Raw genomic sequence first — 25,052 nt, forward strand, 5'->3', positions numbered from 1 at the left:
TCAATGGTTAGGTTAGTTTCTAAGGTTGTTTTACCACAGCTTTGGCACTGATATTTGTCTCGTTCAAATACATATTTTCTCACAGAAGGGGGGATGGGAATCCGAGGAGTTTTATTCATAAATTACGATCATCAACCAGAATATCGCTAATTTCTAAATCTTTTACAACTGCTGAATGATTGTCAAGAGTTTGAAAATCTTCCTGATTAATTACAGGTAATAAATGATCATACAACTGCATAGATTGTAAACAGTTATTGACATGGTGAACTGCTGTGTTATAACTGTCTATTTTTTGTTGAACGCCTGTCAGTAAGCGTTGATTATTGATAATTTTATTTTCGGCTTCTTGTTGCAGAGTTTGTTCTAAATAAGCACGGGCTTGGGAATATTGCTGTAAAACATTTTCTTGTTGTTCCTCCGCCATTGTTAACAGTTGTCTCTTGAGAATAGCATTAATGGTTTGGCGGAAAGATTTGCAAACTGTCTGAGAAACCTTTGGTTCAAAATCTAATTTTAACAGTTGTCTAATGGCAGGTTCAGCCTCTACCATACTCTGAGCATCATAACTTTGGGATGTTTGCAGCAAAGTTTGACGAAACTGATATATCGAAAAAGTACCTTCATCATAAAATCTCGGACTTTCTCGCACAAAGCGATCGCATTCTACACAAGCTGCGCTCTCCAACACCATAGACACCCTCTTAGCCGCTGCTTTGACCTGTTGTTCAATTCCCCCGTCGTTACCTACTAGCCGATACAATTGACGGTAATATTCTGATTTGCGAATCTTGTCCATTAATTGCTGAAATAAATTATCCACTAATTGTTGGCAAGATGTAATCAGGATATCTTCTAATTGATTGGCTAAATAATACAATGCTTCTACCAAAATAGCTAGAAAAGGTGCAGTTGAATTGCGGGGATGATTACGAGTAGAACGTTGATAAGCATCAGCCACAGAAAATGTGTCTAGCAATTCATCTAAACGCCGAATCATCCGTGATTGTAATTGTCTAAAATCTGTCTCAAAAGTAGCGGAAGAATTATTTATTATTTGGTTAACTTCCTCTGTGATGTGCTGACTGAAATCTTTAGCTAGTTGCTGTAATTGTTGATTCAGGCGTTGTAACTCTTGCGCCTTCATCCCTTCAATTTCTCGCGGCTGACTATCTAAATTTATGTATTCACTTTGATAATGTTTTTTTAATTTAATACAAATATCTTCCAACTCATCAGCCAGATTTTGAAAAAGCTGTGGACGTTTTTCCTCGAACAAATATTTAGTAATAGCCGTGCGAAATTCCTCAATCCCGCTATCTTGAATCAGCTGATTAATTAAAGGCGTTCCCTGTTCAGTTAAAATCCTGACATAATTCTCATTGGGAGTTTCAAAGCTGTTTACAGAAATGCGAAATTGACTGGATGACAATTTACCAGAACTAGCACAGTAGCGATTAAATTCATTAATAAATTGCGGTGTTTCTTCTTGACCATGGGCATTTTTAACACTTTCCGCAAAAATAGAATCTAACCCAAACCTATCCAGGCTACTTGTTTGTTTAATCTGACTGCCGTAGAATCCTAACAATCCACTGGTTTTGTAAACCCTACGAGCATCACGAAACTGATCATTAATCAAGTTATCTAAACGCTGCCTTAATTGGTGATTGTACCATGTTTCATCAATGCGGTTGAAAGTGTAAAAGATGCGATCGCGTATACCGCTATTATTTCGCATTGTTTCTAAAAGTTCTGTTTCTTCCGTAGTCATATCACCAGCCGCAGCAGGCTTTAACACACACACCACCGCCGATGTATCGGGATGTTGTATTTTAGCATAAGTTAATTGAGCATCCCTCTCCACTGGTGCATCAATTCCTGGTGTATCAATGATGATGTTACCATCTTGTAAAAGCTGATGGTTACAGTAATACTCAATTCTTTTTAACACAGCGCTATTACTACCACGCCGCGCATATCCAGCCGCTTCCTTGAGATTAGAAAAATTAAATTGTTCCATAGAATATGTAGCATTATTCGTTGTATGAATATGTTGATGATTTGCTTCATACCCATCGAGCAACAAGATTAAAGCCTTTGCTTGTTTAGCCCGTTCCGATCTACTTTCCCCTCCTTCCTGCTGAATAATAACGCTACAACCTTGGCGCAGTAAATTAATAACTTCAGGGTGATTAAGATTAGCGGTTGTGTTAAATGCTAATTGTTGACATAAAAAACTAGCTTGTTCACGAATTTCCACTTCACTTAAAAATGTTAAAACTACCCGTTCATTATCTAATTCCGCATATTCAATTCTGCATTCTGTACCTGTAGCGTGTCCCTCAGCACTGTATAACAATTCTCGTTCTAGTAGTGCATTAATCAGCATGGATTTACCAGCACTAAATGCACCTGCAAATACAATTTCAAACCTGGGAGAAATGACTTTTTCCAAACAAGTTTGTACAGATGTAATATCTTGTGACCGTAAAGATGGTTCTTGATGGACAAGTTGTAATATGGTTTCAACTTGCTCTTTTAAATTTTCACATTGATTAAGGACTTTCGACATGATTGGCTATTTATAACTATTTACCCAATGATTGATCATACAATAACACCAGCACAATTCAACTATCGTACTACAGGAAAAATAGTAACAGATGTGACCTGGGCTATACCTGTTTTTTCCTCTTCTTTTTTCTTGTCCTTCAGTTGTAAATTTAGCTGTTCAACTTCTGAAGAATAGCTATATGTAGTCCTTTTATTCAAGTAAGCGCTAAACTCACTAGTCTTAATTTTTCCCCCATGGTTCTCAATCAAGGTGACAAGATTGGGCTTTAGTTGCTCTAACTCCTGCTCCAAACTAGCCTGTATTTGCTTAATTTCCCGATATCTGCTGAAATAATTGCTTTGATCATACCCTAAATCAATCAAAGGTAACTCCGGCTGGGTCAAGTTTTTATTCAGTGGCGGTTGGAACTTGTGAATATGGTCAACTTCCCACTCATGCAAATCATCAACGTCATCCCAGCTTAAATAACATATCCACTGACCGCCATGAGTTTTAAAATCCTCAGTGCGTTCGTGTTGTTGGTGTCTCTGTCTTAAGCTGCTGGTGGAAATACCCACATACCAAACTCTGTAAGCCTGATCACATATAAAGTATATCCCCGGTGAATCAGGTAAATTGTGGTGTTCTCCTAGATTCACCTTGGCTAGTTTTTTAATTGTTATGTCCATCACACAAGTTCATCAATTACTGTATATGAAAAGACTATCACCCTTGGTATAAAACCAAAAATACCTCTTAAGATAGATTTCAAATTTTTTATGTCTCTAAAATTTCAGTGTTTTTACTTATATACAGTAAGTGTGAGAATTAATTAATTTTTGTGTTGTATGCTTGACAACTATTTACATATCAAGTTTTTTTGAAATTAGACACATATAAACTTACTCGTAATAGACAACGGAGAGTTAGATGAACATGACAATTAATAAAATACCTCTGGTGTTAGGAATCGTAACACTAGTGAGTAGTTGTGCCAGTAGTGCGGTCAAAACTGAACCATCAATTCTAATTGATGGTTCGAGTACGGTACATCCCATTACCCAAGCAATTGTTCAGGAGTTTAAGAAAGACCCTAACAACCAACTGCAAGTTGACCTAAAGATTTCCGGTACTACAGGGGGATTTAAAAAATTTTGCGCTGGAGAAACAGAGATTAACAACGCTTCTCGACCAATTCTACTGGAGGAGATGGAAGCTTGTAAAAATAATCAGGTGGGTTACATAGAGTTACCCATCGCTTTTGATGCTTTAACAGTGGCTGTTAGTCCAGAAAATAACTGGGCAAAAGACATCACAGTGGCAGAACTAAAAAAGATTTGGGAACCAGCAGCCCAGGGGAAAATCACTAAATGGAACCAAGTACGCCCATCTTGGCCAGATCGTCCTCTCACTTTGTATGGTGCTGGTGGGGAATCAGGGACTTTTGATTATTTTACCGAAGCCGTGGTTGGTAAAGCGGGAGCTTCCCGTAGTGACTACACAGCCAGTGAAGACGATGATGTTTTAGTAGATGGGGTCAGCAAAGATCCAAATGCTTTGGGTTACTTTGGCTATGCTTATTACGAAAAAAATCAAGCCAAGTTAAGAGCGCTCTCTGTAGATAATGGACGTGGTGCTGTATTGCCGTCAATGAAAACCGTCGAGAAATCGGAATATCAACCACTTTCTCGTCCTTTGTTTATTTACATTAATCCCCAGTCTCTCTCTAATAGAGGAATACTCTACAAGTTTACTGACTTTTATATTCAGAAAGCACCAGAGGCGGTGAGTTCTGTGGGATATGTACCCTTACCACAAGATGCTTACCGACTCAATTATGTTCATATGCACAGGGGCAAGGTGGGAACAGTATTTGATGGCAAGGCTGAAATGAATTTAACCATTGCTGAGTTATTACGCAAAAAAGCTAAGTTTTAAATTTGTTGGCAGGTAAGCCAGTGGTCTATGGCTCTATGAGGTGATATACTACTCTGTAGTACACACCCAATCAGTCTTCTGGCTTACCTATCTGGTATACATAATCCAAGATATAACTAATTAAATTTAAGCAATACAACCTACCACAAGGTCAGTTACACCCTGATTGACCTGAAATCTGGTGTAAATTCTTAAAGTCGTTAAGATAGCAGCTTTTGCAAATTGATTGTTAACATTGAACCGTGAAAACAAATTTCTCACATTTTACGTCCACTGCTATATAACTAAAGCTAGTTCGTGCGGTGTTCATCTATCTAATCATTTATCTGTCTTAATTTAGCTATTCATGCGAGGAATAATTATGAAATCATTAGTTCGCTGGGGCACAACATTAACTCTAGTGGGGAGTACTTTGCTAGGGGGTGTTTTTGCAGGTAATTTACCTGTCTTGGCTTTGTCAGAACAACAAATAAAAGAAAAATTAGATTCAGTTCCCGTATATCTTATTACCAATCAACAAGGTTTACCATTGAGCCGTCCTTTACCGGAGTCTCAAAAACAAGGTGGTTCTGTGACAGGTGTTTATATGAGTCGCCAAGAAGCCCAAAGTTTTATCAAGGAATTACAAGGGGCTTCTGGGAAGGACCCAAAAATGAAAGAAATTGTTAAAAGTCTACAGGTAACAGCAGTACCTCTAGGAGTTATCTATGAGCAATTGCAAGAAACTAAAAATCAGTCAGAACGCTTGATATTTGCCTTTAAACCTGTAGAACAGGAAATTAATGGGGCAATGGAATTACTGCGTCAAAGTGGACAACAAGTAAAACAGTTTAACAGTGTGCCGATTTTTGCAGTGAGATTTTCACCAGAACAAGGTTATGTGCCCATTCAACTAGCATCTGATAAGGAGCAATTGATTCCTTTATTTTTAAGTAAGCAAGATGCACAAGGTTTGTTAACCCAAGTGAAGCCAAAATTTCCTAAAGCTGATATTCAGGTAATAGATATAGACGGGGTGATTAAAACACTACAGGATAAAAATGATCCTTGGTTAGAGCAGGTTGTTTTAGTACCATCCCAAGAATCTAGAGAATATATCCAAACTTTACCGAGACAAAACAGCAATAATTCACAGCCGGCAAGACCCCAAAAACGTTAAGCAATGGCAGATAAAAAGCTAGAAGTAGTTTCCGGTTTACAGCTTTGGCAGTGGCGTAATCAAGCGATCGCCTCGGCAAAAAAGTATAATATTTCACCTGCCGAGGTAGACTGGCTACTTCTAGAATTAGCTGGGTTAGACCGTTTGGCACTGCGTTTAGAATCTTTTAAAGATTGGGCTGAGATTGAGATGGCCTTACCTTTAGAAGATTTAGACCAGTTGTGGCAAAGGCGATTAAATGAACGCTTGCCGGTGCAATACATTACTGGAATTACCCCTTGGCGCAACTTTAAAATTGCAGTGTCAAAGGCGGTTTTAATTCCCAGACCAGAAACAGAATGTTTAATTGATTTAGCTGTGGCTGCTGCTACTCACCCCGGCGCAGCCCCGTTTCTTCCTTCAGGACACTGGGCAGATTTGGGAACTGGTAGCGGTGCGATCGCCCTAGGTTTAGCAGATGCTTTACCACAAGCAACAATTCATGCAGTTGATTTCAGCCCAGAAGCTTTAGAAATTGCCGGTTACAATGCCCATAATTTAGGTTTTGACAACCAAGTTAAATTTTACCAGGGTTCTTGGTGGGAGCCGTTAGCAGCCCTCACAGGTCAGTTTAGCGGTATGGTGTCTAACCCGCCTTATATTCCCACTAGTACGGTGGCTACCCTACAACCGGAAGTGGTGAGACATGAACCCCATTTAGCCTTAGATGGTGGAGGCGATGGCTTAGATTATATTCGCCGGTTGATAGAAATCTCTCCCCAGTATTTGCGTCCTGGTGGTGTGTGGCTAATTGAAATGATGGCAGGACAAGCAGATACAGTGCAAACACTTTTACAAACACAGGGTAGCTACTATGATATTAAAATTCACCCTGATTTAGCGGGCATTGAACGCTTTGCAATGGCTTATGTTCATGGTGGATCATAAAATAACTTCTCATGATAACCATGACCAATGACTCAAGTTTCCTTAGTTGAATTGATAGCTGGCGCACAGGCTGGCTTGTTAGTCAGTTTTCCCACTGATACTGTCCCTGCACTAGCAGCCATACCAGAACAAGCACCATTAATTTTTCAGGCTAAACAGCGTAGCCAAGATAAACCCTTAATTTTGATGGGGGGTAGTGCGGAAGATTTATGGCCTTATGTTCAAGGTAGTGAATATGAGTTGCAAATTTGGCAACAGGTAGCAAGTCAACATTGGCCAGGGGCTTTAACGCTGGTACTACCAGCCAGCCCCAGAGTACCTAAACAGATGAACCCCACTGACCCCACTACTATTGGCATCCGGGTTCCTAATCGTGCCATTGCCCAAACTATTTTGGCACAAACTGGACCAATGGCCACCACTAGCGCCAATTTTTCTGGTCAACCGCCCTTACAAACCCTAGCAGAAATTGCCCAACAGTTCCCGGAAGTGCTGACTTTAGAGCCAGAACCAGTCAAGGGCGAAACTGCTGGAATTGGTGTACCTTCCACCGTGAGCAAATGGACAGGGACGAACTGGCAAATTTTGCGCCAGGGTACTGTTAAATTAAGTTGTTAGAATGATTCTCAAATTATGAACTGGAGCAACTGCATATATTTAGGGGTAGGGCTAATATTAGGTTTGGGTGTGCGAGGATTGTTTACTCGCTTTCTGAGCAATTCTTCTAGTTTATCTCTATTGCCATTAGAAGATCGACTGCAAGTTACAAAACTTTGGCAACAAATTAAACAAACTGAGTTAGCTTACTACATGGCGGAAGAGATGAGCCGGTTTAAAGCGGGATTTTTAGCCCGCACTACCCATGAGTTGCGATCGCCCCTCAATGGTTTAATCGGCTTACATCAGTTAATTTTATCAGATTTGTGTGAGAACCCCGAAGAAGAGCGGGAATTTATTGCCCAAGCTCACGAAAGAGCCTTAAAACTACTACATCTCATTGATGAAATTCTCAACATTGCCAGAATAGAACACGGCACTAATAAGTTAGATATTCAACCCCACTGCCTAGCCACCATTTTACAAGAAGTTAATAACTTAACTCATATGCTGGCTGCCAATCGTAATTTACCTTTAGGTATTTTGCTTCCCGATCCAGAAATTTATGTTTTGGCAGATTACCGATGGCTACGTCAAATACTAGTAAATTTAGTAGACACTGCCATTGCTCAAATGCAGTTTGGCAGTATCTCTCTTTCTACTAGTTTATCACCTGAAAATGATACTCTCTACATTTGGCTGGATGTGCCTACCCATGCTTTAACTCTGAGTGAATCCATTGATTTGATGAAATCTGAAGTTAATAATTTTCAGATCAAGGAAGACAAAGCCAATCTTTCATCAGGAATGAAGCTATTACTGAACCAAACTCTACTAAAAGTCATGGGAGGAAAATTAGAAATTGTGCCATTTCCAACCACTGAAGAAAATACTGAAGAATTAACCCGCTTGCAAGTATCTATCCTCCCAGTGATTCCTGAAGCTGGACTTGAGTAATAGAAACAGGTTCCATGTGGGATTGGTTATATAGCACCATTGTTGTACTGACATTACACTGAAAACCTATTTTTTCATAAAACTCCTGTTGATGAGTAGTCATTAAGTATACTCGCTCAACTCTCCTAACCCGGGGATGAGTCAAAACTGTTTCTACTAATTTGCGTCCCAAACCTGTACCGCGATACTCCGGATGAATCACCACATCCCATATAGTAGCCCGATAGATACCATCAGAAGTCGCCCTGGCAAAACCGATTAGTCGTTCTCCATCCCTAATGGTAATCACTGGTTGGCTATTAGCAATAGCTATGGCTAAATCCTCAATACTACGCCCTTTTGCCCAAAAAGTCCCCAGATTAAATAGTTCTTGTAGTTGGTAAAGGTCTATTTCACACTGGCGATGATCGCTAAATTGAATTTGACGATAGTTCATCTTCCATACCCCAATTTGGCAGTATTAGTTATGTTATTTCCTAGGAATAGTTGAATAAGTATATATATGCAACTATCTCCAAGTTTAAATATCATGATTTAATGACAAATCCATCTCCATAAAGGATGATTTTGTCCTTGTTGTCTGATGTGCAAAACTTGTTTTTCTAAACGTCGTTTTTCCCGTTGGGGTAGTCCCAGGAGAATATTTCGGCTTTGCCAAACCAAAGTAGAAACGGTAGCACCGATACAAACAGATAAACCCAGGGTAGACAGTGGATGATAAAACAGTCCATATCTTAACGCCACCCAAGTAAAATGCTGTTGCCAAATAACTAATTCTGACCGTAAACCCCACAAGGAAAATGGTGCAATAGTCAGCCATAAACAGCCAACAAAGAACCATCTACCGTATACAGTCAGCTGATGTAGCCTTTGTACTTGTTGGGTAAACAATGTATCTTTCGCTAGTTCTTCTGGTTGCTCCATAGGAAAATAATATGGCCGGGTATAGTGGCACTCTATCAGAATAGGTAAGATTTCACTCATTACTGACCAACACCGGAGACTTACCCTGACGTTCTCGCCACCAAGCCAAAAGAGTACTGGCAATAAAAATACTGGAATAAGACCCGGCACTAAAGCCGATAATTAACGCCAGGGCAAAGTTTCGCAGTGTTTCCCCGCCAAATAGAAAGATGGCCACCAATGACAGCAAGGTTGTTAATGTGGTGTTGATTGATCTTCCTAGTGTTTGGTTAACAGCATCATCCACAATTTCAGCAATGGGACGCTCAGGATTAGTTTGAATAGTTTCCCGAATGCGGTCATAAATCACCACTGTATCATTCACAGAGAAACCGATAATTGTCAACAAGGCTACGATAAATAGGCTGTCTATTTCTGTGGCTAGCACTAACCCGAAAATTGAAAACATCCCTGAAGTAATCAAAATGTCGTGAAACAGTGCCGCAATGGCAAATAAGGCGTAGTCTAACTGAAAGCGGAAGGTCAAGTAAATGATAATTCCCGCCAAGGAAATAATTAAAGCAATTGTACCGGACCTAAATAATTCTGCTCCTAGGGTGGGACCCACAGAATTAATTTGATTTTGCTGGGGGTCAAAAGCGCCTACCTTTTCGCTTAACGCGGTTTGTAAATTAGTGCGCTGATTAACGTCTAAATCCTTGGTGCGAATTGATATGCCATTTTCACCAACTATTTGGATGCTGCTGCTGTCCCCTAAGCCCAGGGCTTGTGCTACTTCCCTAACCATGCTGATGTTGATTGGTTGATCGCAGTTACCAACTTGTGTACAGTCGCGCTCAAACTGTAACCGCGTACCACCGATGAAATCTAAACCAGGGCGTAGGGGTGCGCGAATTTGCGGGTTTTGCCAGGAAATAGCCATTGAGATTATACTAATGACTATAATGGTAGTAGAAATACTCCACCACAGCGATCGCGACTTGTTAATACTCAGTTTCATTTGGCTACCTCTGGCTGATTTAAAGTTGGCAGCTGGGGACAGAAAAGTTCTCGCCTGTTTTTCACACTGGGATTAGTGATTGCTAAAAACATCAGTGTCCGGCTACAAGTAATTGCCGTAAACATACTCACCCCCACCCCCAAAGCTAAGGTAAGGGCAAAGCCTTTGACTAATCCAGAACCAAACCAAAACAGTGCCGCGCAAGCAATCCATGTAGTGACATTGCTATCTAAAATACTGGAAAATGCTCGGTAAAAACCGGATTCCACAGAACGATACAAGGATTTACCCGCTCGTAATTCTTCCCTGGTGCGCTCAAAAATTAGCACATTGGCATCAACCGCCATCCCAATACTGAGGATAAAACCAGCGATACCCGGCAAAGTTAAAGTCACTCCCAATAAAGCAAAACTTGCCCATGTCAGCAGGGAGTAAATGACCAATGACACATCGGCAATCAGTCCTGGTAGACGATAGTAAAGCAACATAAAGATCAATACTAAAATCAAACCACCCAAACCAGCATAAATGCTACTTTGAATACTGTCTTTACCCAGTGTAGCGCCTACTGTCCGCCTTTCTACAATTTCCACTGGTACAGGTAACGCACCGCCTCGTAACTGCACACCCAAGTTATTGGCTTCTTGGGTAGTAAATCTACCTGTGATCACCGCAGCGCCACCAGTAATACCTGTATCAGCAAATTCCACCCCCACTACAGGAGCGTTGATTAGTTCATTATCCAAAAAAATACCAATAGTACGCCCAGTACCCGCCAGTTTTTTGGTCAGATTGGCAAATAGTTCACCACCTTTAGGATTGAAGCGAATGGCAACATTCCAAGTATCACCTTGAGTTGGTTCACCGTAGGCATCTTGGAGATATTTGCCATCTAGTGGTGGATCAGTGCTGGCAAACAATTCAGCGATCGCTTGATTATTTTTTTGTAATTCTTGTTGATTATTCATAATTGCTGCTTCATCATCACTGCTGCGTAACTGTTCTTGTTTGGCTTTCAGTTCTCCTCGTGATGCTTGAAAAGCAAAAAATTGAGTTTCTGTACCAGGCTTTTGTTCGCGGAACTCTAACTGTGCAGTACCACCTAATACCCGTTCTGCTTGTTCTGGATCATTAACCCCCGGCAATTGTACCAGGATTTTATCAGTACCCACGGTTTGAATCACCGGCTCAGAAACCCCAAGACCGTTAACTCTACCTTCTATAACTTTCTGAACGCCTTCTAAATCTCGTTCAGTAATTTCCCTCATTCCCGGTGCTGGTTTCACCTGGATAGTTAATTGTGATCCGCCCCGTAAGTCCAACCCCAAGGGTACTGGAATTGTGACTATGGCCGCAATGGCGGCCATGAGCAACACTAAAATTAAAGCTAATAGCGATCGTTGTCTCTGCATACCATAACTCGCAACTGACAAAGGCTATGATAGCGTTATTTTTACCGGTTATGAATGGCGAAAAGGAAAGAAAACCCATTCCCCAGTCATAATTTCTAAACTCGCATAGCCACCATTTTCTCCACAGCTTCTACTATTTGTTCTGGTTGTACAATGGTTAACCGTTCCAAATTGCCGTTGTAAGGTGTGGGGATATCTTGGGAAGAAAGTCGCAGCACCGGTGCATCTAATTCATCAAACAAGCGGTCATTAATAGACGCAGTTAATTCTGCACCAATGCCGCCAGTTCTCATACACTCCTCCACAATAATCACTCGGTGGGTTTTGCGTATGGATGCTCCAATGGTATCAAAATCTAAAGGCTTGAGTGATATCAAGTCAATCACTTCTGGCTCATAACCTTGTTTTTCTAAAGTCTTCACCGCTTGCAACACATGGTGACGCATCCGTGAGTAAGTAAGAATTGTCACATCTTTCCCCTGGCGCACAACTTCGGCCTTATCCAAAGGCACCAAATATTCTTCTTCTGGTAAGTCTTCTTTTAAGTTATAAAGGAGAACGTGTTCAAAGAACAACACCGGGTTATCGTCCCGAATAGCTGATTTGAGTAATCCTTTAGCGTTGTAGGGTGTAGAACAGGTAACAATTTTCAACCCCGGAACTGCCTGAAAATAAGCTTCTAGGCGTTGAGAATGTTCTGCCCCTAACTGTCTACCCACACCACCGGGACCACGAATGACCATAGGGATTTTAAAATTCCCACCGGAAGTGTAGCGCAGCATTCCCGCGTTGTTAGATATTTGGTTAAAGGCCAGGAGCAAAAAGCCCATATTCATGCCCTCAATTATCGGTCTTAATCCAGTCATAGCTGCTCCTACAGCCATACCAGTAAAACTGTTTTCGGCAATGGGGGTGTCGAGGATTCGCAACTCCCCATACTTTTTGTATAAGTCTTTAGTAACTTTATAGGAACCGCCATAATGTCCTACATCTTCACCAAGAACGAATACACTGGAATCACGAGCCATTTCTTCGTCAATGGCTGCTCGCAGAGCGTTAAAAAATAGTGTTTCTGCCATTTGGACCTGATAGTAAAACTATTGTTTTAGCATATTATCCCTCTACTCTGGCAAATATCGTGAGCGATCGCACCAGATTATAGATTGGTTTTTACCAGAAATTACCGTTTGAGAAAAACTACTAAAATCTAATCAAATATTCTAATAAAATATTATAAATTAGAAATGCGTAATAGCTTTCGTCTTTATCAAGGTAAAACCGAGGGTGCAACGGCAGCACTGACTATCTCTTCAGCTGTATAGGCATTAGGGAATAGTTTTCTTGAGATTTGTAACGAACCATTGACATCTGCATTGATCTTTGTTCCATTACTAGACTGAAATAAACCACGTTTAACTCTCTTACCTAAAATCATAACTATTGTAGAGAATTTGGATACCAACTCTCTACCAAGAAATCAAGTTTTATTTACATCCTGTAAGCGGGAAGTTTCTAACCGATTCATCCACTTTTGTAAATACACTCGATTTGCACTTTGTTCGGAGGAGTCTTGAGTATCTCTAGGATAAGGCATCAGTCCCAAAATGGCGGCTGTAGTTACGCAAAACATCGACTTTTGGAAACTCATACAAATTTGCACTCGTAAATCATCCTCACCCCGCGGGGTGTGCAGATAAATTTGATGTAAATAATCTGGCAGATAATGACGCATATCCTGCATCAGCAAAGTAGGAGGAATACCAGCACCACCTATAGGCAAAGGATCGGCATATAATGCGCCATATTGAAATCGTGCTTGGTCTAGGGGAATTTGATATGCTTGGGCATTGTATGAAACAGTGCCATGAAAAGGAGTTCCCCGAAAGAATACCGCCTCTACATAAGGAACGGCTGTATCGGCTAGAAAAGTTAAACCCGCAGATTTAGGAATAATTTGATAAACTTGATCTTTAATGCTCACAGCGTAGGTAATGGGCTTGATGGCATCTGCTACTAAACCTGCTTTAATGTGGTCTACAACTTGGGGAATACTGTTAATTTCACCCCGGTCGTAGCGGTCTGATAAGTTCAGGAAAATATCAGCCATTACCCGCCAAAATTGCCCCAAACCGCTATAGTAAGCCGAGACACGCAACATTTCTGTTAAAAAGTCAGGAAATAGTTGATTAATTCCTATGACGATGGGATTATTTTTAAATTTGGCTTGAATAACTGCTTCTGCTCTGGCTGCAAATTCTGGTGTGTCTAAATATTCATCTAGTCCACCACCACCATGCCACATCATCGCTTTCATGCAATATTCGGCATATTCAAAATTAATTCTGTCATGCCACCAATGGCGGATTAATTTAGAGAAAGAAATCTCCCCATTGAAGTATTTAAAAAACGGAAAAAATACTAAAAACTGATGTTCAGCAATATAAATTAGATTACGGGAATAGGCATCTAAAACTACCCCATAGCTTTTGAGTATGCCCACTACTTCCACTACGTTATTAGGACTGTCGGGAAGTAATGCACCCCCGTTGAGTAATCTTTCAACATAGTCATCTAAAGGATGTAATGAAGGTGTTTTTTCCATAGTTACCATAAATACTTCTCCAAAGATTAACTTGATTAGGTTTGGGTGTGAAAAATACTCCTACCCAGTCCCCATTCCCTAGTTTCTATTACCATGATCTAAAGACACAGTGGCCACTACCTTTTCGGTGTTCAGCATGGCTTTGACTGTCGGTTCAGTCCAGCGCACTAACCAAGTGGGTTGAATGCCGAAAATCACAATTAACACTGCTAAAATTACCGCAGGAAGACGATCGCTCCAAAATACACGGGGTAAGTTGGTAACTTGTGCCGACAATCGCCCAAAAAAGGCGCGATTCATTAAAATTAAGAAGTAAACCGCAGTTAAACCTGTACCAATCATAGACACCAATGTTTGCACCGGGAACACAGCAAAACTGCCCCGAAAAACAATGAATTCTGCAATAAAGCCCACCATACCCGGTACACCCGCGCTGGCCATTACCCCCAACACCATTAAACTACCAATCACAGGTAGACCCCTTTCTGGGTTGAATAATCCTCTAATTACATTTAAATCTCGGCTACCAGCTTTTTGATAAACTACCCCCACCAGCAAAAACAGCAGTGCTGAAATCAAACCGTGGCTAATCATTTGCATCACAGCCCCCAAGATGCTTAAAGGTGTGGCTGCGGCCGCAGCCAACAGAATGTAGCCCATATGTCCGATGGAACTATAAGCCACCATTTTTTTCATATCCGTTTGGGCGATGGCACAGGATGAGCCGAATAGTACGCTAACCACAGCCCAACTCGCTAACCAAGGAGCGATGTAAGTCCACCCAGACGGTAACAAGTTCATGCCAAAGCGCAGTAAACCATAGGTTCCCAACTTTAATAATACTCCTGCCAACAGTACAGAAATGGGTGTAGAGGCTTCAACGTGGGCATCTGGTAACCAGGTGTGAAAGGGAACCAAGGGAATTTTAATGCCAAAACCGACTAAAATTCCTGCCAGTAGTAACAGCTGTGTTGTTAAAGATAAAGTTGTGGTGTTTAAACTGGCCAGTGCAAAGCTGGAAGAACCACTCAGCCAAACCATCCCCAGGAAACTGGCCAAAATTAATATCCCGGACACGGCAGTATAAATCAAAAATTTGGTCGCCGCGTAACCCCGTCTTGCACCGCCCCAAATGGCAATTAACAGATATAGAGGTATTAATTCCAGTTCATAAAACAGGAAAAACAGTAGTAAGTCTTGTGCCAGAAATGCTCCTGTAACTCCGGCTGTTAACAGTAAGATTAAGGAGTAGTAGAATCTCGGACGCTGAATAATATCATTACTGCTGTAGATGGCAATACAAGTTAACAGTGCATTTAAAACCAGCAGTGGTAAAGATAAACCATCTATTCCCAAATTATAAGTCAGCCCCAAAGAGTCTATCCAAGGAATAAACTCGCCAAACTGTTGATGGACTTCCCCAGGGTTGAATTTGATTGCTAGTAGAACTGTCCACAATAAAATGATTATGGCAAACAGTAGAGCTACTCGGTGAGACAGTTTGCCACTGATTTCACCAGGCCAAAAACCAATTAAAGCCGCACCGAATAACGGCAGTACAATTAACGCACTTAGCATGGGTAGAATTAGGTAAGGGGAAATTAAGTATTTTTAAAAGGGTAATTGATCCAGCAGTCCTAAAGACCAGCTAATAAAAAAGCTCAAGACGCTGATCACCACCAGGATGGTGAACATATACCCCTGGGATTGACCAGAAACGCTGTATTTTAAACCTTGTCCCCCTAGAATGGTAGCAAATCCTACTAAGTTTACCAAACCGTCAACAACATAGCGATCGCTCCAAGCAGAAAACCTGGATAGTAGAGACACTGCATTAACTATGGTTAACTTATATATTCTATCAATGTAAAAATCATAACCCAATAAGTCCTGCATAAATCTCCAGATTAAGATTCTGGAGCGTGACCATGCTTTATGCAGATGAAGCATTGACCCTATACCTACACCTATGACTGTAGAAGAAAGTAACAGTAACAGCACATACCAATCAATACTTTCCCAATTGGGTAGAAGATACCATTGCTGTAGCATTAGGGGTAATAGTAAACTCACCACAGTTAGCGCCACCATAGGTAATGCCATCTGCCAAGCCACTTCCGGCGACCTGCGGGTTTTTGGTTGTGGCTTTCCCCAAAATATTAATCTGAATACTCGCGTCAAGTTCAAAGCCGTTAACCCGTTGACTAAGACTAAAATAGCAATTACCCAAGGGCTGGCATGAACTAAGCCATCAGCCCAGGCCAGCATAGACCAGAAGCTGCCCAGAGGTAGAAGAGTTACCATACCAGCAGAACCTACAATAAATGCTGTGGTGGTGGCTGGCATCCGTGACCACAGTCCACCCATTTCGGTTAGGTCTTGGGTACTAGTGGTGTAGATCACTGAACCGGAACTCATGAATAATAGTGCCTTAGCGATGCCATGGCTTAACAGCAACATTAAAGCCACACCACCTTGCTCTAATCCCACTGCCAAAAATACCAAGCCCATATATGCACTGGTGGAATGAGATAGCGATCGCTTAATATCAGTTTGCGCCAGTGATACTAATGTTGCACCCACTGCTGTTAAGGTTCCTATCACTACCAAGGTATTCAAAGCCACTGGGGACAAACTTAACAAAGGCTGAACTTTATACAATACATAGGCACCAGCAGAGACTACCAGGGAATTCCGCAGCACTGAGGCTGGGTTTGGACCTTCCATAGCTTCATCTAACCACAGGTGTAAAGGAAATTGAGCGCATTTACCCACAGGTCCGGCAATCAATGCCAAACCCAGTAAACTCGATGTCAGCCAACTTAAATCAGCTGTTTGTGCCCATTCGTATAAGTCAGAAAAATTCAAACTACCTGCCATAGTTGAAAGGCTTACCACCCCCATTAACAGTAGTAAATCTCCCACCCGCTTAGTTAAAAAAGCATCCCGCGCCGCAGTCACTACTAGCGGTTGAGCATACCAAAATCCCACCAATAAATATGTAGAAAGGGTGAGGACTTCCAAAAGCGCATAGCTGAGAAACAAGGAATCACTCATCGCCAAAGCGGTCAACGCCATTTCAAAAAAGCCAAATAGGGCAAAAAAACGTGCCAGGGACCAGTCCTTTTCCATGTATCCCAGGGCATAAACTTGTGCTAACAGGCTTAATCCTGTAATTAATACTGTTGCCCCAATACTCACTGGTGAAATTTCCCAAGCCAATGATAGGTTAAAGTCCGCAGATTGAAACCAGTTAATTACCAAGGTTTCTGGTTCTCTATCCCACATGTGGTTGAACAACAACAAGCTATGGAGCAAACCTCCAAGAGTGGTTAACAAGTTGAAATATGCCGCCGGTCTAGGCCCTGTACGCCGAATGATTCCCATTCCCCACGGCAAAGTTACCAGTGCGCCAATTAAGCCATACAACGGCACCCACCAACTTGTTGAAAATAGAAACTGATTCATTGATACTTTCCTTGACCACTCAGCCTTGATTTTTACTTAAACATCCCAAAAAAACAAAAAATTGTTAATTAAAATTCAGATTACCTTATCTGCATATCTTAAGAACACTTACTTCTATTACATCACTTTTGAGCCAAAAATTCTCTTTCCGCTCTCAGACAATAAATTTATCAGTTATATTAGAAAAACTTATATGTTTTTTAGCAAGTTATTATTTTCACTGTCCAATGGAGCCAAATGAGAAGGACATCCTGGTATTAATGTGGTTTTGCGAATGTGCGAGTGTAATAAAAAAAATATAGAACGTAACTTCTAATATGGTAACTTGTCAACCTCTCTTGCATGAGAACATCATGAACTTTTGTGAATTTTTCTAAAAGTTTTTTACCATAGACAATTATACTAATCTATATTGCCAGGGAGGCCAAGCTTTCCTATGCTTAACTATAGAAGTGTTTTTATGGCTCAAGATTAGCTCAAGCCGTTAAACGTTTCCAAACACAGTACTGATCGGATAAAATTTTTAGGAGTTCGGCGATGCCAATTGCAGTTGGAATGATTGAGACAAAAGGCTTTCCAGCAGTAGTAGAAGCTGCTGATGCCATGGTAAAAGCCGCACGTGTTACCTTGGTGGGATATGAAAAAATTGGTAGTGCTAGGGTAACAGTGATTGTGCGGGGAGATGTATCTGAAGTACAAGCCTCAGTGAGCGCCGGCATAGAGGCAGCCAAAAGAGTCAACGGTGGTGAAGTCGTATCTACTCATATCATTGCTCGTCCTCACGAAAACTTGGAATACGTGCTACCAATTCGTTACACGGAAGCCGTAGAACAATTCCGCACTTAAAAGCTGATTAAACAAACAAATTAATCAACGCGGTTCCCGTGTTGAGCAGTACTGTTGTTAAAGGCCAAAAATATAAATTCAGGATGAGAAACTAATGTCAATTGCAGTAGGAATGGTAGAAACGCTGGGCTTTCCAGCAGTGGTGGAAGCTGCCGATGCCATGGTGAAAGCCGCCCGTGTTACTTTGGTGGGCTATGAAAAAATTGGTAGTGGTCGAGTAACCGTCATCGTTCGCGGTGACGTTTCCGAGGTACAAGCTTCAGTGGGTGCGGGAGTAGAATCAGTTAAACGAGTCAATGGCGGACAGGTATTATCTACCCACATCATTGCCCGTCCTCATGAAAACTTGGAATATGTGCTACCAATTCGTTATACGGAGGATGTAGAACAATTCCGGGAAAATGTGAACGCCATTCGTCCTTTCAATAGAAGACCGTAATCTGTAATGCAAATTGCCAAAGTTCGTGGCACAGTAGTAGGCACGCAAAAAGATCCAAGTCTTAGAGGTGTCAAACTACTGCTGTTGCAATTAGTAGATGAAGAAGGAAACCTCCTGCCCAAATACGAAGTAGCAGCAGATACAGTAGGAGCGGGAGTAGATGAGTGGGTGCTTGTCACTCGTGGCAGTGCCGCTCGTCAAGTCCTGGGCAACGAACAGCGTCCTTTAGATGCAGCAGTAGTGGCGATCATTGATACCATTCACTTGGAAGGTCGCCTCATGTACAGCAAAAAAGAGCAGTATCGCTAGTAAGCAGCAATGATTGATTAGTCATAATTTGAGACTAATCAAGACTCACAGACAACAAGCTTAGTTCAGGAGGAATCTTGCGATGGTAGTCCGCAGCACGGCGGCACCCCCAACCCCGTGGTCGAGGAATTTAGCCGAGCCAAAAATCCATGAAACTACATTTGTACATCCCGTTGCCAATATCATTGGAGATGTGCGGATAGGCGCAAATGTCATCATTGCTCCAGGAACCTCGATTAGAGCGGATGAAGGCACACCTTTTCATATTGGCGAAAATACTAATATTCAAGATGGTGTAGTAATTCATGGATTGGAGCAAGGCCGAGTAATTGGCGATGACCAAAATAAATACTCAGTATGGATTGGTGACAATGTGTCCATTACCCACATGGCACTGATTCACGGTCCAGCCTATGTGGGAGATAACTCGTTCATTGGCTTTCGCTCCACGGTATTTAACGCCAGAGTAGGTGCGGGCTGTATCGTGATGATGCACGCTCTAATTCAAGATGTAGAAATTCCCCCCGGTAAATATGTACCTTCGGGCGCGATCATAACTACTCAACAGCAAGCTGATCGATTGCCAGATGCTGAACCTGAAGATCAGCAATTCGCTCATCATGTCGTCGGGGTGAATCAGTCTTTAAGAACTGGTTATAGATGTGCTGCGGATAGCAAATGTATTGCACCCATTCGGGATGAGATTGCTAAATCTTATACAAATACTGGTATTAGTGTTTTAGAACTAGAAAGGAGTGGTGAAGTGTCGAGTAATAGCTTGGGTGCCGAAATCATAGAACAGGTGCGCTATCTTTTAGAACAAGGATATAAAATTGGTACAGAACACGTAGACCAAAGACGTTTCCGTACTGGTTGTTGGCAAAGTTGCCAGCCTATTCAACCAGGATCCATGGGTGAAGCGATCGCCGCTTTGGAAAACTGCTTGAGAGACCATAGCGGAGAATACGTCAGGCTGTTTGGCATTGACGGTAGTAAAAAGCGGGTATTGGAAACCATTATCCAGCGTCCTAATGGTATGGTCACTTCCATTCAGCCCAGCAGCTATGCAGCTAGTAATGGGAATGGTCGTCACAGTAGTAATGGGAATGGTCGCGTTGCCAGCAGCAGCTTACTCAGTAACGAAACCATAGACCAGGTTCGTAGTTTGCTGTCAAGCGGTTATAAAATTGGTACAGAACACGTAGATGAGCGACGTTTCCGGACTGGTTCTTGGAACAGCTGCAAGCCCATAGAATCAACTGCCGCTCAGGAAGTGATCGCTGCTTTAGAAGAATGTATACAAGAGCATCAAGGCGAATATATACGCTTAATAGGCATTGATGCCAAAGCTAAACGGCGCATTTTAGAAAGTATTATCCAAAGACCAAACGGTAAAGTTGCTTCGTCAGGGACAAAACAATCCCCTAGTATCAGCAGTTCCAGCACGGCCACGGCCACCAGTACTAAATTGAGTCCTGAAGTGGTAGACCAAATCAGGCAAATTTTAGCGGGTGGTTATAAAGTTAGTGCAGAACACGTAGACCAAAGACGATTCCGCACTGGTTCTTGGGCTAGCTGTGGACAAATTGACACTACATCAGATAGAGAAGCGATCGCAGCCGTGGAAGGATACCTCGCTGAATATCCCGGAGAATATGTCCGCTTGATTGGTATTGACACCAAAGCGAAACGCCGAGTTTTAGAGACTATTATCCAACGTCCTTAAATAGAGTGAAGTAGAGAGTGGCGAATAGGAAGTAGAAACTTTTTATTTCACCACTCACGACTCACCACTGACATTTTCCGGGTTCCGAGGTTAAAATTTCCATGTCTGTGCCGCCACTGCACCTCAGCAACAACTTTGACTCTTACATTAGTGGCGAGGTGACTATTCATCCCAGCGCAGTACTTGCACCTGGAGTGATACTTCAAGCGGCTGTAAACAGCAAGATTATCATCGGCCCTGGGGTCTGTATTGGTATGGGGTCAATTATCCAAGTTAGCGAAGGAAGCATAGAGGTAGAAGCAGGCGCAAACTTAGGAGCAGGTTTTTTGATGCTCGGCACAGGTAAAATTGGGGCAAATGCCTGTATTGGTTCAGCGACAACAGTTTATAACTGTTCCATTGGTCCGGGATTAGTCATTGCACCAGGCTCAATTTTAGGAGACACCAGTCGGCGAGTTGAGGTAACAACACCACAGGAATCACCCGCAGAACATGGTGTTAATGCCAGCACTGAACAACAGCCAGAAGCTAAAAACAGTTTAGAAGCCAATGAAGAGACGGTAATGTCCTCAACTAGCGTCTCTAAGTCTTCTCAGTCTTCGCCTACATCAAAAAACCAGCCTCCACCTGTAGAAGCAAAGCCCGAAGCTAATAATTCCATTCCCCAAGCATCAGAATCAAGTCAGCCTCCCACTCAATCGCCTAATCATATCGGGAATCAAATTTATGGGCAAGGAAGTATCAAGAAGTTATTAGTGACATTATTTCCCCACAGGCAAAACTTAAATGACCCCATCTCTGACGAAAAGTCTGAGTAAGTGTTAATTGTAAGTTGTCAGTTTCGTGAGTAACCTGGAAAATTCCCATGGAAACATCTAATCAACACTCTATTAGCACAATTCAGAAATCCCGCCGCCGAGATAGTTTGAAAAATACTGCTTTGGGTCTAGTCTCTACCAGCAGCTTCCCCGCCATAGTGGGGACAGCTGATATGATGCTGAAATCGGCTGGCGTTCACCTGGTGGGGTATGAAAAAATTGGTAGTGGCCAATGTACTGCCATTGTCCGGGGTGGTATTGCTGATGTACGTCTGGCGGTAGAGGCTGGTGTGCAAACTGCTGAACAGTTCGGTCAATTGGTTTCTAGTTTAGTCATTCCTCGTCCTTATCCTAATCTGGATATAGTGCTACCCATTACCAGCCGACTGAGTAAACTCATGGAGGAAGGTAATAGCAGTAGTTTAAGTAACTTAGCCATTGGTTTAGTTGAGACCAGGGGATTTCCGGCTATGGTGGGCGCTTGTGATGCCATGCTCAAATCCGCCGATGTTCATTTAGCCGCTTATGAAAAAATTGGTGCTGGTTTATGTACAGCTATTATTCGTGGCACTGTGGCTAATGTCGCTGTGGCAGTAGAGGCGGGAATGTTTGAGGCAGAACGCATAGGCGAATTGAACGCCGTTATGGTCATTCCCCGACCATTGGATGAAATGGAGAACACCTTGCCTTTAGCAAGTTGCTGGATTGAACACCGGGAACCATTAGATATGCCGATTAATGTTCAAGAGCAGGTTGCTGAAATTGAAGTGTTACAATTGCCTGATTTATCCCAAATACCTGCTAAGGTTACTGAGGAAATATGGCAGGATGAATGATTCTTATTCATCAAAACAACTTATCAATATAAATTGTTATTATAGGAGAGTTAACCTTGAAGCAGGCGACGCTACACCAATTGAAGGTGTTTGAGGCCGCGGCACGGCACAATAGCTTTACTCGTGCTGCTGAGGAATTATTTCTGACTCAACCCACTGTCTCTATGCAAATTAAACAACTCACACAAACTGTAGGGTTGCCATTATTTGAGCAGGTGGGAAAACGTCTGTTTCTAACAGAAGCAGGAAAAGAATTATTTGCCACTTGTCGGCAAATTTTTAACATCATCGCCCAGTTTGAGATTACTGTGGCAGATTTAAAAGGTTTAAAACAGGGGCAATTACGGCTGGCAGCGATTACAACAGCAAAGTATTTTGTCCCTCGTTTATTGGGGCGATTTTGTCAACTTTATCCGGGAATTGAAATTTCCTTACAAGTAACAAACCATGAAGGCATCTTAGAACGGATGATGAATAATATGGATGACTTGTATATTATGAGTCAAATCCCAGAAAATATAGATGTCAAATATCAGCCTTTTTTAGATAACCCCTTAGTAGTATTTGCACCTGTTAACCATCCTTTAGCCAAAGAGAAAAATATCCCCATAGAAAGATTGACAAATCAACCTTTTATTATGCGGGAACCCGGTTCAGGCACTCGCCGCGCTGTGCAAAAACTTTTTGATCAACACGGTATAAAGGTAAAGGTTAAATTGGAACTGGGCAGCAATGAGGCCATTAAAGAAGCCATTGCCGGGGGTCTAGGAATTTCTGTTTTATCTCGCCATGCCTTAATGCCGAATTCTTCTGAGTTCACTATTTTGGATGTACAACACTTTCCTATTCAGCGCAGTTGGTATATGGTGTATGTATCAGATAAACAGTTATCTATTGTGGCTCGTACTTATTATGAGTATCTGCTAGATGAAGCCCGAAAATTTGCTGAGAAACATGGATTTTCTACTGTTACTCAATTTGAAAATATTCACGATATAGATGAAATGCCAGGTATTTCATCTGAGTGAGTTACTTGGCTTCATTCTCTCAGCTATGTTTGCTCAGTTGTTTACAGTTATAAAAACCAAATATCAGCCAAAATACCAATATAGATGCTGTTAATAGCAAAACTGGAAGGGAACCAAATTTAGCAATTAAGGGCGGTGCGGCAGCAGTGAACAAGCCACCACCTACAATAGGTTCAAACAGCAATTGTTTATAAGCAAAACTTTCAAAACCACCAGATTGATTATCTGGGTCTACCATTCGCAATAGTAGTAATCCTGTGGAAGTGACACCCATAGATTGTCCCATATCGCCAATGCCACGTTCAAACCAATAAACCGGTAGTAGCCGGGGACCTAAAAAGACAAAAGCACAGATGTTCCAAGCAATACCAGCAATGGATAACAACAAAAAGGGAATTAAATTATCTCCCAGTACAGATAGGGAAATGCTGGCTAATGCTGTGACAATTGTAATATCTAATGCTAGTCCCCCAATTCGCTCCATTAAAGCGCGGCTAATTAAGTAGGTGCGTCTGGTACGAACCAGCAAATATTGTACAATAATTCCCCCAATCAGGGCAATGGGGAATAGTGGCACGTAGGGCATTAATTGTAACCCACCTCTGCCCCAGGTGATCGACTCAATCCAGCGCAACCCTTCTAAAATTAACCAGCCAACAGCGATCGCTAATCCCACAAAACCAAAATTGAGTGATAAGGGATCAATTAGTAAGTCTCGGAGTAAATTGTTTCTGGCAATTGTCACACTGGCTTCTTCATCTGGTAAGCTATCCTGTGGATTTTCGCTCATTGAGAGTTCCATACCCACTTGCACCCTGCCGGTTTTACGTCCCCAATGTATTAAAAATGTACCAGCAACTACTCCTGAAACTAACCCCACCGTTGCCAAAGCCAGAGATAAATCAGCACCAGCAGCAAAACCTAATTCTTTAAAAGTTGCAGCCATCCCCGCTGCTGTACCATGTCCCCCTTCAAAGGCCACTTCAATTAAACAAGCCGCAATGGGTGGTAAACCAAAAACGGGTGTTAATATGAAAACGCTCAATAATATTCCTACCACATATTGACCCCATGCCAGCGTTTGACCGAAAGCAGCTTGAGCCGAAGCTTTACGCCAAAATTCACCAAAACTAGGAACATATTGACCTAGAAATAAAGTAGCAAAAACAACATTAATGAAAATCCCCGGAGATTGTGACCAAACAGCCTGAATATTGGCGGAAAATATGCCTTTTACAAGGGGAGATTCTGGATTTATACCTTCCACAACCGCACCCAAAGCACTTTTACTTAGGAGTAAAGCGATAATACCAGCAACAATTGAGCTAGGTATGTAGAGCGATCGCAATATCCCCAGCCGTTGTCTAATCAACCGCCCCACCAAGATTAATATGGCGATGATCACATAAGCCCAGAATACATCTATGAGTTTGAACATATTTCTAGGGTTAGCACAATGAAAAAATTTGTATCTTTTGATTCTCCCTTAATGTTGACATTTTGGCAATA

Annotated in this window: 24 protein-coding genes; 12 read left to right on the forward strand and 12 right to left on the reverse strand. The window is 41.8% G+C overall.

All coding sequences use genetic code 11. The annotated features are described in order from the left end of the window. From NWP17_RS01960 to NWP17_RS01970, 3 genes are all read right to left on the reverse strand, one after another. Positions 1-119, reverse strand: a 119-nt coding sequence (locus NWP17_RS01960; RefSeq protein ID WP_425332634.1) for an HNH endonuclease, incomplete at its 3' end; no start/stop codon positions are given. Then, on the reverse strand, positions 116-2,575 hold the full coding sequence (locus NWP17_RS01965) for a dynamin family protein (RefSeq protein ID WP_280653238.1): 2,460 nt from the start codon (positions 2,573-2,575) through the stop codon (positions 116-118). The genes NWP17_RS01960 and NWP17_RS01965, both read right to left, overlap by 4 nt. 62 nt (positions 2,576-2,637) lie before the next feature. After that, positions 2,638-3,246 (reverse strand): GIY-YIG nuclease family protein, encoded by a 609-nt coding sequence (locus tag NWP17_RS01970; protein WP_280653239.1) that lies wholly within the window; start codon positions 3,244-3,246, stop codon positions 2,638-2,640. A gap of 241 nt (positions 3,247-3,487) precedes the next feature. Between NWP17_RS01970 and NWP17_RS01975 the strand changes: the two genes are divergently transcribed. The 5 genes from NWP17_RS01975 (at position 3,488) to NWP17_RS01995 (ending at position 8,135) form a co-directional block, all read left to right on the forward strand. Next, positions 3,488-4,495 carry a PstS family phosphate ABC transporter substrate-binding protein gene (locus NWP17_RS01975; RefSeq protein ID WP_280653240.1) on the forward strand — a complete coding sequence of 336 codons (1,008 nt, stop codon included), beginning with the start codon at positions 3,488-3,490 and terminating at the stop codon, positions 4,493-4,495. Between the two features lie 361 nt (positions 4,496-4,856). Next, the gene (locus tag NWP17_RS01980) at positions 4,857-5,654 is read left to right on the forward strand and encodes a Tic22 family protein (RefSeq protein WP_280653241.1); all 798 of its coding nucleotides are present in this window, start codon (positions 4,857-4,859) and stop codon (positions 5,652-5,654) included. A 3-nt stretch (positions 5,655-5,657) separates the two neighbouring features. Beyond that, positions 5,658-6,581 (forward strand): peptide chain release factor N(5)-glutamine methyltransferase, encoded by a 924-nt coding sequence (gene prmC, locus NWP17_RS01985; protein WP_280653242.1) that lies wholly within the window; start codon positions 5,658-5,660, stop codon positions 6,579-6,581. A gap of 27 nt (positions 6,582-6,608) precedes the next feature. Next, positions 6,609-7,199 carry an L-threonylcarbamoyladenylate synthase gene (locus tag NWP17_RS01990; protein ID WP_280653243.1) on the forward strand — a complete coding sequence of 197 codons (591 nt, stop codon included), beginning with the start codon at positions 6,609-6,611 and terminating at the stop codon, positions 7,197-7,199. A 15-nt stretch (positions 7,200-7,214) separates the two neighbouring features. Continuing rightward, complete coding sequence (locus NWP17_RS01995) at positions 7,215-8,135, forward strand: sensor histidine kinase (RefSeq protein ID WP_280653244.1); 921 nt, start codon at positions 7,215-7,217, stop codon at positions 8,133-8,135. Here the strand turns inward: NWP17_RS01995 and NWP17_RS02000 are convergent. The 8 genes from NWP17_RS02000 to NWP17_RS02035 form a co-directional block, all read right to left on the reverse strand. Continuing rightward, positions 8,098-8,571 (reverse strand): GNAT family N-acetyltransferase, encoded by a 474-nt coding sequence (locus NWP17_RS02000; protein WP_280653245.1) that lies wholly within the window; start codon positions 8,569-8,571, stop codon positions 8,098-8,100. The two genes, NWP17_RS01995 and NWP17_RS02000, sit on opposite strands and share 38 nt — an antisense overlap. Before the next feature lie 98 nt (positions 8,572-8,669). Continuing rightward, the gene (locus tag NWP17_RS02005) at positions 8,670-9,059 is read right to left on the reverse strand and encodes a hypothetical protein (RefSeq protein ID WP_280653246.1); all 390 of its coding nucleotides are present in this window, start codon (positions 9,057-9,059) and stop codon (positions 8,670-8,672) included. Between the two features lie 52 nt (positions 9,060-9,111). Then, positions 9,112-10,059, reverse strand: coding sequence for a protein translocase subunit SecF (secF, locus tag NWP17_RS02010; protein WP_280653247.1), 948 nt, complete (start codon positions 10,057-10,059; stop codon positions 9,112-9,114). Next, on the reverse strand, positions 10,056-11,471 hold the full coding sequence (gene secD, locus NWP17_RS02015; RefSeq protein WP_280653292.1) for a protein translocase subunit SecD: 1,416 nt from the start codon (positions 11,469-11,471) through the stop codon (positions 10,056-10,058). The genes secF and secD overlap by 4 nt, the downstream gene beginning before the upstream one ends. Positions 11,472-11,566: 95 nt before the next feature. Continuing rightward, complete coding sequence (locus NWP17_RS02020) at positions 11,567-12,550, reverse strand: alpha-ketoacid dehydrogenase subunit beta (protein ID WP_280653248.1); 984 nt, start codon at positions 12,548-12,550, stop codon at positions 11,567-11,569. A 398-nt stretch (positions 12,551-12,948) separates the two neighbouring features. After that, entirely contained in the window at positions 12,949-14,082 is a 1,134-nt protein-coding gene (locus tag NWP17_RS02025) for a CO2 hydration protein (RefSeq protein ID WP_280653249.1), read from the reverse strand. A gap of 69 nt (positions 14,083-14,151) precedes the next feature. Beyond that, positions 14,152-15,651: an NADH-quinone oxidoreductase subunit M gene (locus tag NWP17_RS02030; protein WP_280653250.1), complete on the reverse strand. Its 1,500-nt coding sequence runs from the start codon at positions 15,649-15,651 to the stop codon at positions 14,152-14,154. A 33-nt stretch (positions 15,652-15,684) separates the two neighbouring features. Beyond that, positions 15,685-17,541 carry an NAD(P)H-quinone oxidoreductase subunit F gene (locus NWP17_RS02035; RefSeq protein ID WP_280653251.1) on the reverse strand — a complete coding sequence of 619 codons (1,857 nt, stop codon included), beginning with the start codon at positions 17,539-17,541 and terminating at the stop codon, positions 15,685-15,687. A gap of 537 nt (positions 17,542-18,078) precedes the next feature. Between NWP17_RS02035 and NWP17_RS02040 the strand changes: the two genes are divergently transcribed. From NWP17_RS02040 to NWP17_RS02070, 7 genes are all read left to right on the forward strand, one after another. Then, positions 18,079-18,387 (forward strand): carbon dioxide-concentrating mechanism protein CcmK, encoded by a 309-nt coding sequence (locus tag NWP17_RS02040; protein ID WP_073591589.1) that lies wholly within the window; start codon positions 18,079-18,081, stop codon positions 18,385-18,387. A gap of 94 nt (positions 18,388-18,481) precedes the next feature. Further along, positions 18,482-18,826 (forward strand): carbon dioxide-concentrating mechanism protein CcmK, encoded by a 345-nt coding sequence (locus tag NWP17_RS02045; protein WP_280653252.1) that lies wholly within the window; start codon positions 18,482-18,484, stop codon positions 18,824-18,826. A 6-nt stretch (positions 18,827-18,832) separates the two neighbouring features. Then, positions 18,833-19,135, forward strand: a complete 303-nt coding sequence (gene ccmL / locus NWP17_RS02050; RefSeq protein ID WP_280653253.1) for a beta-carboxysome shell vertex protein CcmL — start codon at positions 18,833-18,835, stop codon at positions 19,133-19,135. 82 nt (positions 19,136-19,217) lie between these two features. Continuing rightward, complete coding sequence (ccmM, locus tag NWP17_RS02055) at positions 19,218-20,861, forward strand: beta-carboxysome scaffolding protein CcmM (RefSeq protein ID WP_280653254.1); 1,644 nt, start codon at positions 19,218-19,220, stop codon at positions 20,859-20,861. Positions 20,862-20,962: 101 nt separating this feature from the next. Beyond that, a complete protein-coding gene (ccmN, locus tag NWP17_RS02060) occupies positions 20,963-21,679 on the forward strand; it encodes a beta-carboxysome scaffolding protein CcmN (protein WP_280653255.1) in 717 nt (238 codons plus the stop codon). A gap of 47 nt (positions 21,680-21,726) precedes the next feature. Next, complete coding sequence (gene ccmO / locus NWP17_RS02065; protein ID WP_280653256.1) at positions 21,727-22,515, forward strand: beta-carboxysome assembly protein CcmO; 789 nt, start codon at positions 21,727-21,729, stop codon at positions 22,513-22,515. A 56-nt stretch (positions 22,516-22,571) separates the two neighbouring features. Continuing rightward, a complete protein-coding gene (locus NWP17_RS02070) occupies positions 22,572-23,543 on the forward strand; it encodes a LysR family transcriptional regulator (RefSeq protein ID WP_280653257.1) in 972 nt (323 codons plus the stop codon). 19 nt (positions 23,544-23,562) lie between these two features. Here the strand turns inward: NWP17_RS02070 and NWP17_RS02075 are convergent, their stop codons facing one another. Next, complete coding sequence (locus NWP17_RS02075; RefSeq protein WP_280653258.1) at positions 23,563-24,981, reverse strand: sodium/glutamate symporter; 1,419 nt, start codon at positions 24,979-24,981, stop codon at positions 23,563-23,565. Positions 24,982-25,052 lie beyond the last annotated feature (71 nt).

Source organism: Chrysosporum bergii ANA360D, assembly GCF_029891735.1.
In the GTDB taxonomy this organism is placed as follows: Bacteria; Cyanobacteriota; Cyanobacteriia; order Cyanobacteriales; family Nostocaceae; genus Umezakia; species Umezakia bergii.

Excerpts from the sequence above, each read along its gene's own strand:
- NWP17_RS01965 (WP_280653238.1), bottom strand. The coding sequence starts at position 2,575 with ATGTCGAAAGTCCTTAATCAATGTGAAAATTTAAAAGAGCAAGTTGAA.
- NWP17_RS02035 (WP_280653251.1), bottom strand. The coding sequence starts at position 17,541 with ATGAATCAGTTTCTATTTTCAACAAGTTGGTGGGTGCCGTTGTATGGC.
- NWP17_RS02005 (WP_280653246.1), bottom strand. The coding sequence starts at position 9,059 with ATGGAGCAACCAGAAGAACTAGCGAAAGATACATTGTTTACCCAACAA.
- NWP17_RS02000 (WP_280653245.1), bottom strand. The coding sequence starts at position 8,571 with ATGAACTATCGTCAAATTCAATTTAGCGATCATCGCCAGTGTGAAATA.
- NWP17_RS01980 (WP_280653241.1), top strand. The coding sequence starts at position 4,857 with ATGAAATCATTAGTTCGCTGGGGCACAACATTAACTCTAGTGGGGAGT.
- NWP17_RS02045 (WP_280653252.1), top strand. The coding sequence starts at position 18,482 with ATGTCAATTGCAGTAGGAATGGTAGAAACGCTGGGCTTTCCAGCAGTG.
- prmC (WP_280653242.1), top strand. The coding sequence starts at position 5,658 with ATGGCAGATAAAAAGCTAGAAGTAGTTTCCGGTTTACAGCTTTGGCAG.
- NWP17_RS02040 (WP_073591589.1), top strand. The coding sequence starts at position 18,079 with ATGCCAATTGCAGTTGGAATGATTGAGACAAAAGGCTTTCCAGCAGTA.
- ccmO (WP_280653256.1), top strand. The coding sequence starts at position 21,727 with ATGGAAACATCTAATCAACACTCTATTAGCACAATTCAGAAATCCCGC.
- NWP17_RS01995 (WP_280653244.1), top strand. The coding sequence starts at position 7,215 with ATGAACTGGAGCAACTGCATATATTTAGGGGTAGGGCTAATATTAGGT.
- NWP17_RS02075 (WP_280653258.1), bottom strand. The coding sequence starts at position 24,981 with ATGTTCAAACTCATAGATGTATTCTGGGCTTATGTGATCATCGCCATA.
- NWP17_RS02020 (WP_280653248.1), bottom strand. The coding sequence starts at position 12,550 with ATGGCAGAAACACTATTTTTTAACGCTCTGCGAGCAGCCATTGACGAA.
- ccmN (WP_280653255.1), top strand. The coding sequence starts at position 20,963 with ATGTCTGTGCCGCCACTGCACCTCAGCAACAACTTTGACTCTTACATT.
- NWP17_RS02030 (WP_280653250.1), bottom strand. The coding sequence starts at position 15,651 with ATGCTAAGTGCGTTAATTGTACTGCCGTTATTCGGTGCGGCTTTAATT.
- ccmL (WP_280653253.1), top strand. The coding sequence starts at position 18,833 with ATGCAAATTGCCAAAGTTCGTGGCACAGTAGTAGGCACGCAAAAAGAT.
- NWP17_RS02025 (WP_280653249.1), bottom strand. The coding sequence starts at position 14,082 with ATGGTAACTATGGAAAAAACACCTTCATTACATCCTTTAGATGACTAT.
- NWP17_RS01970 (WP_280653239.1), bottom strand. The coding sequence starts at position 3,246 with ATGGACATAACAATTAAAAAACTAGCCAAGGTGAATCTAGGAGAACAC.
- ccmM (WP_280653254.1), top strand. The coding sequence starts at position 19,218 with ATGGTAGTCCGCAGCACGGCGGCACCCCCAACCCCGTGGTCGAGGAAT.
- secF (WP_280653247.1), bottom strand. The coding sequence starts at position 10,059 with ATGAAACTGAGTATTAACAAGTCGCGATCGCTGTGGTGGAGTATTTCT.
- NWP17_RS01990 (WP_280653243.1), top strand. The coding sequence starts at position 6,609 with ATGACTCAAGTTTCCTTAGTTGAATTGATAGCTGGCGCACAGGCTGGC.
- secD (WP_280653292.1), bottom strand. The coding sequence starts at position 11,471 with ATGCAGAGACAACGATCGCTATTAGCTTTAATTTTAGTGTTGCTCATG.
- NWP17_RS01975 (WP_280653240.1), top strand. The coding sequence starts at position 3,488 with ATGAACATGACAATTAATAAAATACCTCTGGTGTTAGGAATCGTAACA.